The sequence below is a fragment of the Gluconacetobacter liquefaciens genome, from assembly GCF_003350405.1.
GTDB classification, from domain to species: domain Bacteria; phylum Pseudomonadota; class Alphaproteobacteria; order Acetobacterales; family Acetobacteraceae; genus Gluconacetobacter; species Gluconacetobacter liquefaciens.
Genome location: NZ_QQAW01000014.1, coordinates 60,772 through 73,201, shown reverse-complemented (window position 1 = coordinate 73,201; position 12,430 = coordinate 60,772). Strand labels below are relative to the sequence as shown.

Annotated in this window: 10 protein-coding genes; 7 read left to right on the top strand and 3 right to left on the bottom strand. The window is 67.2% G+C overall.

Annotated features, from left to right (window positions below):
- Window positions 1–254, bottom strand: a 254-nt coding sequence (locus C7453_RS17055; RefSeq protein ID WP_281271512.1) for a 1-deoxy-D-xylulose-5-phosphate synthase N-terminal domain-containing protein, incomplete at its 3' end; no start/stop codon positions are given.
- A gap of 455 nt (window positions 255–709) precedes the next feature.
- Between C7453_RS17055 and hpnH the strand changes: the two genes are divergently transcribed.
- Together hpnH and C7453_RS17045 are read left to right on the top strand one after the other, a co-directional pair.
- The gene (hpnH, locus tag C7453_RS17050; RefSeq protein WP_114729225.1) at window positions 710–1,903 is read left to right on the top strand and encodes an adenosyl-hopene transferase HpnH; all 1,194 of its coding nucleotides are present in this window, start codon (window positions 710–712) and stop codon (window positions 1,901–1,903) included.
- A 101-nt stretch (window positions 1,904–2,004) separates the two neighbouring features.
- Entirely contained in the window at window positions 2,005–3,294 is a 1,290-nt protein-coding gene (locus C7453_RS17045) for a hemolysin family protein (protein WP_114729246.1), read from the top strand.
- A gap of 199 nt (window positions 3,295–3,493) precedes the next feature.
- On the opposite strand, the gene C7453_RS17040 is transcribed toward C7453_RS17045, so the two are convergent.
- Window positions 3,494–5,488: a lytic transglycosylase domain-containing protein gene (locus C7453_RS17040; RefSeq protein WP_114729223.1), complete on the bottom strand. Its 1,995-nt coding sequence runs from the start codon at window positions 5,486–5,488 to the stop codon at window positions 3,494–3,496.
- 213 nt (window positions 5,489–5,701) lie between these two features.
- Window positions 5,702–6,592, bottom strand: a complete 891-nt coding sequence (locus C7453_RS17035; RefSeq protein ID WP_170143268.1) for a uracil-DNA glycosylase — start codon at window positions 6,590–6,592, stop codon at window positions 5,702–5,704.
- Between the two features lie 98 nt (window positions 6,593–6,690).
- On the opposite strand from C7453_RS17035, the gene C7453_RS17030 reads away from it, so the two are divergent.
- The 5 genes from C7453_RS17030 (at window position 6,691) to C7453_RS17015 (ending at window position 12,289) form a co-directional block, all read left to right on the top strand.
- Window positions 6,691–8,475, top strand: a complete 1,785-nt coding sequence (locus tag C7453_RS17030) for a tetratricopeptide repeat protein (protein WP_114729221.1) — start codon at window positions 6,691–6,693, stop codon at window positions 8,473–8,475.
- Between the two features lies 1 nt (window position 8,476).
- Window positions 8,477–9,364 (top strand): 4-(cytidine 5'-diphospho)-2-C-methyl-D-erythritol kinase, encoded by an 888-nt coding sequence (locus C7453_RS17025; RefSeq protein ID WP_114729219.1) that lies wholly within the window; start codon window positions 8,477–8,479, stop codon window positions 9,362–9,364.
- A gap of 113 nt (window positions 9,365–9,477) precedes the next feature.
- Window positions 9,478–9,870, top strand: a complete 393-nt coding sequence (locus C7453_RS17020) for a hypothetical protein (RefSeq protein ID WP_114729217.1) — start codon at window positions 9,478–9,480, stop codon at window positions 9,868–9,870.
- Window positions 9,871–10,404: 534 nt separating this feature from the next.
- Entirely contained in the window at window positions 10,405–10,743 is a 339-nt protein-coding gene (locus C7453_RS18770) for a hypothetical protein (protein ID WP_147280877.1), read from the top strand.
- The gene (locus C7453_RS17015) at window positions 10,715–12,289 is read left to right on the top strand and encodes a methyl-accepting chemotaxis protein (protein WP_114729215.1); all 1,575 of its coding nucleotides are present in this window, start codon (window positions 10,715–10,717) and stop codon (window positions 12,287–12,289) included. Before C7453_RS18770 ends, C7453_RS17015 begins: the two co-directional genes overlap by 29 nt.
- Window positions 12,290–12,430: the final 141 nt, after the last annotated feature.

Here is a 12,430-nt window from a genome sequence, read left to right as displayed (position 1 = left end):
ACATCCCAGATGATGCGGTCGTCGGGCGTGTCGAACACCGCGTGCAGCGCCACCGTCAGTTCCACCACGCCCAGCGAGGCGCCCAGATGGCCGCCCGTGGTCGAGACCGCATCGACCGTCTCTGCCCGCAGTTCCTCGGCCAGTTGGCGCAACTGGTCCACCGACAGGTTCCGCAGGTCGCGCGGCGCGCTGACACGGTCCAGAAGCGGAAAGCGGCCCTTCGTCGGTACCTGCCCCGCGGGCTCGGCGCCCATCTGGCCGGCGCCGGCGGTCCCGGCTGTGCCGGTGGAGGGGGGAGGCGGGGACTGGTTCATGACGATTACGTCCGTTGTGCTTGCCGGATCATGGGCCGGGGGCGGCCCTGTCCGGTCCATATCTGTTCTTGCGACGTGTCCGAGCGGGGCGATCGTAACGCCCCCCGGTCTGTTACAGTTCGGTTTCTACTCCCGTGGGGGAAGCAAATACAGACTCTTCCTCCCCACTGTGGTCATTTGGTCACAGTGCATGTGATGGGAATTGAGTATAAGAGTCGATCTGTCCTATACCCCCCGGAACGGGATCGTGGCGTCGCATGTCCGCAACCTCGCTATGTCTTTCGTGCACGGCTATGATCGTGCCGGGTTGTTATCTGCTGCGTGGACGTGTCCATAATACAAGCCACATGATTTGAGAGAGGCCGGCTCCATGCCGGCGCAGGAGCAGAGGGTTCATGGCCGTTCCTATTATGCAGGCTGTCCGGGTGGGCGCCTACGTCGTGAAGCAGCATGTGACGGGACGGAAGCGTTATCCGCTCGTTCTGATGCTTGAGCCGTTGTTCAGGTGCAATCTGGCCTGCGCCGGGTGCGGCAAGATCGATTATCCCGCCGCGATCCTGAACCAGCGCATGAGCGTGCAGGAATGCCTGGATGCGGACACCGAGGCCGGTGCGCCCGTCATCGCCGTCGCGGGTGGCGAGCCGCTGCTGCACAAGGAAATGCCGGAGATCATCCGGGGCCTGATCGCGCGCAAGAAATACGTCTATCTCTGCACCAATGCGCTGCTGCTCGAAAAGAAGATGGACGACTACGAGCCGTCGCCCTTCTTCTCGTGGGATGTGCATCTGGACGGCGACCAGACGATGCATGACGCCTCGGTCTGCCAGGACGGGGTGTACGAGCGCGCCGTGGCCGCGATCAAGAAGGCCAAGGCCCGTGGCTTCCGCCTGTCGATCAACTGCACCGTGTTCGACGGCACCGACCCCAAGCGTCTGGCCAACTTCTTCGACGAAGTGATGGCCATGGGCGTGGACGGCATCATGACCGCGCCGGGCTATGCCTACGAGCGCGCGCCGGACCAGGCGCACTTCCTGAACCGCCAGAAGACGAAACAGCTTTTCCGCGACGTCTTCCGCCTGGGCAAGGGCAAGAAGTGGCGCTTCACGCAGTCGCCGCTGTTCCTGAACTTCCTTGCCGGCAACGAGCAGTATCACTGCACGCCGTGGGGCAAGCCGTTGCGCAACGTCTTCGGCTGGCAGCGCCCGTGCTACCTGCTGGGCGAGGGCTATGCCAAGACGTTCCAGGAGCTGATGGACGACACCAAGTGGGATGATTACGGCACCGGCAATTACGAGAAATGCGCCGATTGCATGGTCCATTCCGGCTATGAATCGACGGCGGTGATGGATGCGGTGCGCCGCCCCTGGCACATCGCCAAGGTCGCGCTGTTCGGGCCCGAGACCGAGAAGCCGATGGTGCCGGAGATCTCGCTGGCCAACCAGCGCCCGGCCGAATACGTCTTTACCCAGCATGTGGATGCCCGCATGGCCGAAATCGCCGCCGCCAAGAAGCCGGCCAAGCCGCCGCGCGTGACGGTGGTGGATGCGCCTGCCTCCGCCCCGGTTGTCGCGGCCGACGCCGCCGACTGATCGCGGTATCCTTTTTCGGGCGATAATGAATGGCGGGGCCGGCTGGTCCCGCCATTGTCGTATTCAGGTTTTGCCGATGCCGCATTAGAGTGCGCGGCATCATGATCACGTCCATTGCCGTCATTCTTCTCCTCGTTCTCGTCAACGGCGTTTTCGCCATGGGGGAACTGGCCCTGATTTCGGCGCGCCGGGCGCGCCTGACCATCATGCAGCGTGCCGGCGTCAAGGGCAGCGAGCGGGCCTTGCGCCTGGCCGACGATCCGCAGAGCTTCCTGCCCACCGTGCAGGTCGGCATCACGCTCGTCTCGATTCTGGAGGGCACGTTCGGCGGCACGCAGATCGAGGGCGCGCTGACGCCGTGGCTGGCACGCTTCGCGGTTCTGCGTCCCTTTGCCGGAGAGCTTTCGATCACCATCGTGGTGGTGGCGATCACCTCGCTGATGTTGGTGCTGGGCGAACTGGTGCCCAAGCAGATCGCGCTGCGCCATCCCGAGATCATTGCCGCCCGGCTGTCCCTGCTGCTGGAAGGGCTGGCGCGGGTGACGCGCCCGGCCGTGTGGCTGCTGGGGTGGTCGTCGAACCTCGTGCTGCGGCTGATGGGGGTGGAGGCCGCGACGCGCGAGGCGCTGACCGAAGAGGAACTGAAAGCCTATATCGCCGAGGGCGCGCAGTCGGGCGTGCTGGAGCAGGAGGAGCGCGACATGATCGAGCGCCTGCTGCGCATGCCCGATCGGCCGGTGCGTGCGATCATGACCCCGCGCAACGAACTGTTCTGGATCGAGCGGGGGGCCAGCCAGGAAGAACTGCGCCGCACCCTGCGCAATACCGTCTATTCGCGCATCGTGGTGTGCGAGGGCGGGGTGGACAATCCGGTGGGCGTGATTCTGGCCAAGGACATGCTGGACCGGATGCTGGACGGGCGCCCGGTTTCGATCGAATCGGTGCTGCGCAAGCCGGTGGTGGTGCCGGACACGCTTTCGGCCTTCGACATGGTGGAGCGGATGCGTTCGATCCCGCTCGGCATTGCCGTGGTGCTGGATGAATACGGGTCGTTCGAGGGCATCGTGACGGCTTCGGACCTGTTCGAGGCCATTGTGGGCGAGCATCACGAGCCGGGCAGCACGCCCAAGGAGCGCTTCGCGCAGGACGACATCCTGATCCTGGACGGCTTCATGCCGGCCGACGAGGTGAAGGACCGGTTGAGCCTGGCCGACCTGCCGGACGAAGGCAGCTATCACACGCTGGCCGGGCTGGTCCTTGCGCTGCTGCGCCGGGTGCCGGCGGTGGGGGACAAGATCGCCTTCTCCGGCTGGCTGTTCGAGGTGCTGGAGATGGACCAGCGCCGGGTGCTGAAGGTGCGTGCCAGCCGGCAGGTGCTGGCGGAGAACTGAGTTTGCGGCCCGTCAGCGTGGGCTGGCGGCGATCGGGCGGGCGTCCGCTATGCTTTGGTGCTTGCGGCTAGATCGGCCGCTCTGCTCCGGTGCGCGCGGACACGCGCCGGGCGCGGCCCCTTGGGCCGCTCTCGCTCGCCAGTCCACACTGACGGCCGCAAACCGGTCGGCTCGTGGAGGTACGTGGCGCAGGGATGTTTCAGTGGATCGTATGGACCGGGTGGGTGGCGAGGTCGCGTTCGGCGGCGAAGGCGGGCCATTCGTTGCGGGCCAGGGTTTCCAGCGACGGGGTGGGCAGGCCCATCCGGTCGGCATAGAGCCATAGATAGGTCAGCGAGCGGCGGACATAGTCCCGGGTCTCGGTGCTGGGCAGGCACTCGATGAACAGCAGCGGGTCGTCGTTATACTCGTCCGGATCGTCCTGGCGGGCGATGGCGGTGGGGCCGGCATTGTAGCTGGCCAGCAGCCGCAGCAGGTCGCCGCCCGGCGTGCGGTGGTGTTCGTCATGCTGCTCGGACAGGTGGGCCAGATAGAGAATGTAGAGCTGGCCGATTTCCAGATTCACCGCCGGGTTGTGCAGCAGGGCGGGGGAGGCGACGAAGCGGCCGGTCTGGCCGGTCACGAAGCTGGCGGTGACCGGCATGAGCTGCATCAGCCCATGGGCGCCGGCACCCGAGACGGCTCCGCTGTCGAAATTCGATTCCAGCCGGGTCAGGGCATAGACCAGCGCCGGGTCGATGCGGAAGCCGTGGCCCGGTGCCAGGCGCGGCAGCGGCAGTCGGCTGGTCGGGCTGGCCTGGCCACCGGCCTGGGTGGCCAGCAGCGAGGCAAGCTGGGTTGAGAGGCCCTTGAGGCCGGCGGCGTCGGCCACGAGTTGGACTGAGCGGCACAGGGCGGCGTCGCCCTGGATATCGGGCCATAGTCGCCGCAGGGCGGCTTCGGCGCGGGCGGTCTCGCCGACCTGGAGCAGCGCGAAGGCGCGCCGGCCGGCCGGCGTTGCCGCCACGGCTTCCACGTCGATTTCGCCCATGACCAGCGCGCCGGCATGCAGCATCGCCCGGTCGTCGGCCAGGTGGGCGCCGCTGGGCTGAGAACTGTCGGGCTGGGCACTGTCGGTGGCGGCCGAGCCGGCGCCCCGTGTGGGGCGCAGGCCCAGGAGCTGGGCGGCGAGCAGGCCGTAGAACGTGTGTGGGGTGGCGGCGGCGCGGTGCAGCCAGGGCCGCCATGCCGCCAGGTCGCCGGTGTTGCGGTGCGCGCGGGCCGCCCAGAAGGCGGCGCCGGCGCGGACGCTGGCGGCGGTCAGTTCGGCGCGGGAGGCGCCTTCGAACAGCGGGGCGGCGATATCGGCGCGCCCGCGCCGCCACGCTGCCAGGCCGGCGACATAGCCGGCGAGGCCGATCCGGCCCGAGGATTCGAGAAAGGCATCCTGCCCCGTTTTCATGGCCAGGGCGGTATCGCCGGCGCTGAACAGGGCCATGGCGACCTCGGCACGCAGTTGCGCGCCGTAGAGGGGGCTGAGGCCGGGGGTGATGCGGATCAGGTGCAGGGCGCTGCGGGCGCCCTTGGCGCCCTGTTCCGACCGCTCGCGCACCGTGCGGTCAAGCAGCGGGTTTCGGGTGAAGGCCCGACTGGCGGGGTCGTCTTCCTCCGGCAGGCGCACGGGGGCGGCGCCCGTGCCGGCCGCCAGCGCCGTGGCGGCGGGGGCGGGCGGCAGGGCGGTGCCGCGCGGCGACAGGCCGGCCAGCAGCGCATGGATCGCCGGCGCGTCGGCCAGCGCGGAATAGGTGTGCAGCCACAGGCGCAACTGGCCGGCGGCGGCGTGATAGCCGGGGTTCAGGTAGCGGTCGGCCAGGATGTCGCCCAGCAGCGTGTCGTCACGCAGATTGGCGGTTTCCTGGATCGCCGCGTCGAACGACCCGGCATGTTGCAGGGTGAAGATGCGGCGGACGCGCGCGGCGTCGTCGGGGGCGAGGGGACGGGCGAGCCCGACCGCACCGCCGCCGGGGGGCGTGATCCGTGGCAGCGCCATGGCGGTTTCCTCGTTCCGCTCCTCGCTGCCCGACGGATGGCCGTCACCGGGCTGCACCGTGGCGCCGGACGCACGAAGCGGACCGAGCGCACCGGCCAGAAAAGCGGCTCCGGCCAGAAAGGCGCGAACCGCACGCTGTGGGGGTGTATGGGTTATCCCTCGCATGGCCGACGGGCCTCTAAAGGCTATGGTGGCAGAAAGCAACCATATTCGAACGCGAGCCCATAGTAAGCGTTCCGCTCGGGTAGGTTAAACAGCCGTTAAAACGGCCTTTTATGGTGTGAATTCGTAGGTGAATAAAACGTGTATTGCGTGCAGTCACCCGGCTGTCTGCCACAATCCGGACAAAGTTCCACCGGACTGGATTTACTTACTGTTTCAGTCTGTGACCTTGTCGTGATCCAGCGTTGTGCGCAGCAACAAAAGGTCTTTCCAGGCATCGCGTCGGGCGGTGGGGCTGGCGCCGATCTGCGAGGGATGGCGCATCGGCAGCAGGGCGATCGGGGCCGCCTGGCCGGGGATCGTGATGTCGCGCCAGCGACCGCGCAGGCGGGCGATGCCGGTGGTATCGCCGGTCAGCAGCCGGGCGGGCATGTTGCCCATGGCGATGACTTTTCGGGGCGCGGCCAGCACGATCAGCCGGTGCAGGAACGGGGTGCAGATCCGCAGTTCGGTGGCGGAAGGCGGGCGCTCGCCCGGCGGCCGCCACGGAATGACCGGGGCCAGCAGCATGTCGGCGCGCGCGAGGCCGATGCTGGCCAGCATGCGGTCCAGCAGGTCGCCCATCGGGCCGGCGAAGGGGATGCCGCTGCGGTCCTCGGCGGCGTCGGGGGGCTCGCCGATCAGCAGCAGGCGGCCCGGCGCCTCGCCGAGCGTGGCGACGGTGTGGGTTGCGGTATCGCGCAGGGAGCAGGCGGTGAAACCGGCCATGGCCGCGTGCAGCGCCGCCAGCGTGTGCGCGGCGGCGGCGGCTTCGGTGGCCTGCTGCACCGCGCGGTCGATCAGGGGGACGCCGTCTTCGCCGGCAGCGGCGGGTCGGGGAGGGGCGCGGCGCGGTTCCGGCGTGGTGGGGGCGGTGGTGGCGGCTCCCGGCTGGGTGCGCGTGGCGGGGTGGCGCGGCGCGGCATCGGAGGGTCTGGACGGAGAGGGAGCGGTCGGTGGGGGCGCGGCGGGGGCGGGACGCGCCAGCCAGTCGATGGGCGTGTCGTCCAGCGCCGTGTCGGCGCCCCATTCGCCATAAAGCCGCAGCAGGGCGAGTGCGTCCATCATGCTCTCCGGGCCTTCCGCGCGGTGGTCGATCCGCCGGAGGGAGGACCGGCGAACTGGGGTTTGGCAGTTTTACCCCACGCGCGGTAGGGTCCGCCATCATGCAGCGTTTCCGCTCCTTTTGCGCGTTTCTTCTGGCGCTGGCGGCGCCGGCCGGCCCCCTCCATGCGCGGGAAGGGGCCGGCCAGTCCGCGCCGGCCGTAAAACCCGTGCCCGTGCCCTGGCCGGAGGGCATTGACGGGCCATACCTGGTGGGCACCGTCGCGGCGCTGGAAGGCGACGATGGAGTGGCGGCGCGCGCGTTTCGTCAGGCGGCGCAGCTTGCGCCCGGCGAACCGGCCCTGCTGCGGCGGGCCTTTCTGTATAGTGCCCTCGCGGGCGACGATTCGGCTGTCGCGCTGGCCGGGCGCCTGCCGGGCCAGGCGCTGGCCGAACTGGTGATGGGCAATGCGGCGGTGCGGACCGCGCACTGGGCCGATGCGCAGGCGCATTACGACCGGGTGCGCAAGGACCCGCTGCTGGCGACCATCCGCCCGCTGCTGACGGCCTGGACCCTGCTGGGAGCCGGCCAGGGCGAGCGCGCGCTGGCCGAACTCGACCCGCTGGTGGCCGACCGCGACCTTGGGGGGTATTACGCCGTTCATGCCGCGCTGATCGCCCAGGCCGGCGGCAGGCCCGAGCGGGCTGCCCGGTATGCGCGCGCGGCGCTGGCCACCCCGGCGGCGGGCCATGACCTGTTTACCGTGCTGGCGCTGGGGCACTGGCTGGTGGGCCAGGGGCAGCGCGCGCAGGCGGAGCGGCTGGTCGACGGGCTGCTCGCCGGGGCGCCCGGCCTGGCGCTGTCTCGGCAGGGTATCCTGGCCGCGATGGACCGCGCCCCGCCGGCCGCGCCGTGCCAGGGGATCGCGCAGGCCTATGCCTTCCTCTCCGGGCTGGTGGGGCAGGAGGTGGCGCGGATGGCCGATCCGTCGGGGCGGCTGGCCCATGATGGCGGGTTGCGGGACATGCGCATGATGATGCTGCGTTTCGCGCTGGGGCTGGACCCGGCGGTGGGACAGGCGCGGCTGATGCTCTCGGCGCTGCAATACGAAGCCGGCCAGGCGGTTGCGGCGCGCGACACGCTGGCGGGCGCCGTGCCGGACGATCCGCTGGGTTCGGTCATCCAGCTTCAGCGCGCGCGGCTCGATGCCGCCACCGGGCGGTGGGATGAGGCGAACGCGGCGCTGCTGCGCCTGACGGCCGCCCAGCCCGGCCAGCCGCGGATCTGGCAGACGCTGGGCGACCTGCAATCGGACCGGCAGGACTGGCAGGGGGCCGAAGCGTCCTACAGCCACGCGATCGCGGCGACAGGTCATCTGACGGGCGCGGACTGGCCGCTGCTGTTCGGCCGCGCCGCCGCCTATGACCGGCTGGACCGCTGGCCGCAGGCGCAGGCCGACCTGGAGCACGCGCTGACCCTGGCGCCCGACGAGGTGCTGCTGCTGAATTATCTGGGCTATTCGCTGGTGCAGCAGGGGCGGGACCTGCCCCGCGCCGAGTCTCTGCTGCGCCGGGCCGTGGCGCTGGAGCCGCAGAACGCCGCGATCCGCGACAGTCTGGGCTGGGCGCTGGTCCGGCGGGGGCATGTGGCCGAGGGCGTGGTGATGCTGGAACGTGCGGCGGAACAGACGCCTGAGGACCAGGCGGTCAATTACCATCTGGGCGTGGCCTACCAGGAGTCCGGCCGGCTGCGCGAGGCCGTCAACCAGTGGCATTTCGCCCAGGGGCTGCCGGCCAGCGATCCGGCCGATGCCGGGCGGATCAGCGCCGCCCTTGCGGATGCGGCGCGTTCGGTCCATCAGGGCGAGCCGCCCGTTCAGGCACCGTCGGGCCAGAAGAAGGACTGAAATGCCCGTGACAGGGACCCTGTACGAATCCGCGCACGCGAAGATCAATCTCTACCTGCACGTAACGGGCCGTCGGCCGGACGGCTATCACCTGCTGGATAGTCTGGCCGTGTTTACCGGCGTGGGCGACATGCTGGCCCTGCATCCCGGCCACGGCGCGGCCGGTGCGGTCTCGCTGGATATCACCGGCCCCTTCGGCGCCGGACTGGTGGCCGATGCGGACAGCAACCTGATCCTGCGTGCGGCGCGCCTGCTGCGGGCGGAAATCGGCGGCACCGACGGGCTGGAGCCGGTGCATGTGGTGCTGGACAAGATGCTGCCGGTCGCCTCGGGCATCGGTGGCGGGTCGGCCGATGCGGCGGCGGCGCTGCGGCTGCTGCTGCGTGCGTGGCCCGGCAATGTGCCGCGCGAGCGGCTGATGGCGCTGGCGACCGAACTGGGGGCGGATGTGCCTGTCTGCATCGACCAGCGCGCCGCGCGGATGGGGGGGATCGGCGAGCGGCTGGACCCCGCGCCCGCCCTGCCGGCCTGCGGGATCATGCTGGTGAATTGCGGCGAGGCGGTCTCCACGCCCGCCGTGTTCCGCGCGCGGGCGCCGGTCTTCACGCCGGCGGCAAGCCTGCCTTCCGCCTGGCCCGACGTGGCGGCGATGGTGCGGGATCTTTCAGGTCTGACCAATGATCTTCAGGACGCGGCCTGTGCCATCTGCCCGACGATCCGCACGGTGCTGGATGTGCTGGAGGGCGTGCCCGACTGCCGGCTGGCGCGCATGAGCGGCTCTGGCGCGACCTGTTTTGCGCTGTTCGACTCGCCGCAGGCGGCCCAGGACGCGCAGGCGGCGGTGGAACGGCCCGGCTGGTGGGTGTGGGCGGGGCCGCTTCACGCCTGACTGTGTCCGGACCGGCGGGCGGGCCGGGTGGAATCGGTCGGTCTGCTTCGTCCGTGTGCCGGGATCGCTGCGCGGTGTGGTATCCTGCCCGGTGACGAGGTGGGGAGGTCGAAATGAGCGCGCGCATGCAGGTCAGCTTGTCCGATGATCGCGGGACGGCCACGCTGGCGTTTCTCGATGGCAGCGGGGTGGAGGGCACGATTGCCTTTACGCTGGAGCAGTTGAGCGAACTGATTACCTCCCTGGGCACGGTTCGCAGCGCGATGGTCGAGGCCATGCCGCCGCCGCCGATCGAGGGGGTGCCGGTGGTGCCGGTGTTGCGCACCAACTGGGCGGTGCAGCCCGAGGCGCTGAGCGAGGGATCGCTGATTGCTTTCCAGCACCCGGCCTATGGCCCGGTCGGGCTGGCGCTGGCGCCCGAGGATTCGCGGCGGGTGGCCCAGGCCCTGACGCGGCATCAGGCGATGATGCACCCCAGCACGGGTGGGACGGGGCTGCCGAGCTAGGGCCGATCCCGTTTGAATGCGTGCATTCAAACGGGTGAAGCGGCTTGCGGAAACAACAAACTGGAGCAGTTCCGTCGCATCGGTTTTCGGTGGATAGGTTCTGGAAGGTGTTCTGTACTTTCGTGCGCGATTGGTTCGGTAATACTGGATGATGCGCGTTCGGAAGCCTTATTCTTCTGACGTATCAAACGAAGAATGGCGGCTGGTTGTCCCGTGTCCTGTCCCGGTGTGCGGGGGTGCGGAACAGTGACGGCATGATCTGTACTGTCGAACTGGCCTGTGTCGATCATGGACATCGACATTTCGACTATAGCTTATAATCGTTAGGAAAAAGTTAATTCTGTCTGGCATGTGATGCGTGAGAGACTTATATATTTTTATGTCTTTTCCAGAATATATTGAGATTAACAAAATATAGTGGTATTTGTATTTCAATGAATCAAGAAGATGTGCTGCATAGATGTTGGGTCAGTACATTCTGAATTTTATTACCAATCCTCACGAAAATAAGAACGAATTAAGGATTTCCTTGCCATGCTGAGATTTGGACTTGTTGGCAAGAATATTGCCATGGTTTGTTTTTCCCTTGTTGTCTGTTCCATTGCGATTGTCATGACCATTACGCATCTTGTGCGTAACGAGATGCAGCAATCCGTGCAGGATTCACTCCACGCCAATATGCGTGCGGCGGTCAGCCTCTTTGAACGCGATATGCCAGGGGTCCATGTCGCATGGGACGCCAGCGGAGCGGTTCAACGGATCACGGCTGAAAGCCTGCCCTCACACTATGATGATCATCGCATGACGGACGCCATGGTCCGCGTTCTGGGGGGGGCGGGCCGTCTTGTTTGTCGTCGACGAAAAGGGCCGTAGCTTCATCAGGCGCATGGTCAGCGATGCGGACGACAAAGGTGGAGAGAGTCAGCGCATTCTCGGCACGCCGCTCGACCCCGACAGCGGAGTTTACAAATCTCTGGTGCAGGGGCAACCCGCAGAGGGTGAAGTCGTCGTGGCGGGAGAGAGGCTGAGGGTTGTTTATTATCCGATCTTCTCGCCAACCGGGAAAATTCTCGGAAGCCTGGATGTCGCGCTCAAGCAGGAGAAGGTCGCTGCCACGATCAACAGATTTCTCTGGACCCTGATCCTGATGGCGGGTCTCGTCATCCTGGTCTGCGTGATTGCGACCAGCGTCATCATCAAACGGATGCTGCGACCGCTTCCTGTGATTGCCCAGTCCATGCGCGGCCTGGCCGGCGGCGATACGGCGACACAGGTTCCGTATACGGGCAGACACGACGAAGTCGGCGCCATGGCGGATGCGGTGGATGTGTTCCGTCTGGCCGCGATCGACAAGACCCGATTGGAGAGAGAAGCTGATGCATTGCGCCGTCAGCAGGAAGCCGAGCGGCAGGCCGCGCAGGAGCGCGCGGAGGAAGCCGCCCGCCAGTTGCAGACGGCAACCGACAGCCTGGCCGATGGGCTGCAAAGAGTGTCTCGCGGTGATCTTTCGGTGCAGATCGGGACCCGTTTCGCCGCCAGTCTGGAACCGTTGCGCGAGAACTTCAACGAGTCCATTGCGCAACTGTCTGGTGCTTTCGGGTCTGTGTCAGGCTCGGCCTACAGCATCAGCAACAGCACGCATGAACTGTCCACGGCCGCCGACGACCTGTCGCGGCGCACGGAACAGCAGGCCGCCACTCTGGAGGAAACGTCGGCAGCACTGACGCAGATCACCCAGCGCGTCCAGAAGACGACGGAAGAGACCACGCACGCGCACACGGTTGTCAACACGTCCCGGAACGATGCCAAACAGGCGGGCCTTGTCGTCGGCAAAGCGATTGACGCCATGTCTCGGATCGATGCGTCATCGCGCGAAATCTCGGGTATCGTCGAGATGATCAACGGGGTTGCCTTCCAGACCAATATTCTGGCGCTCAATGCCAGCGTGGAGGCTGCGCGGGCTGGGGATGCGGGGCGTGGCTTTGCGGTTGTGGCGACGGAAGTCCGTAATCTGGCACATCGCTCGGCCGAGGCGGTCAGGGAGATTTCGGCCCTGATCGCCAGTTCCGCGCTACAGGTCAAAGACGGGGTCGGCGCGGTACGGGAAACCGGCGAGGTCCTGCATCGGATTGTCAGCCAGGTAGAGGAAATCAGCGGGCTGGTGTCCAACATCGCGACGGCGGCCCAGGATCAGGCAACAAGTATCAGCGAACTGAATCTCGCGATGACCAGCATGGAACAGACCACCCAGCAGAACGCCGCCGTGGCGGAACAGAGTGCCGCTGCCAGCCATAATCTGGCAATGATGGGCGGAGAACTTCAGAAGCTCGTCGGCCGTTTCGAATTGGGCCATGTGCGTGAACGGCCCGGTCAGCCCGCTTCTCGCCCGAAGAGGGCACCTGCGCTTCAGGTTTTCTGACGCGCGCGCACGATGTCGGTACTGTGTCTTCCGGGTCTTCATCGAATGGTGGGTATGATTGTCCGCCATTCTTTTTGAAAATCTGGCTCATCCTGAGAGCCTGGCCGGGTATGCGGGTTGGATTGCCGCCAGCGCGCGTTG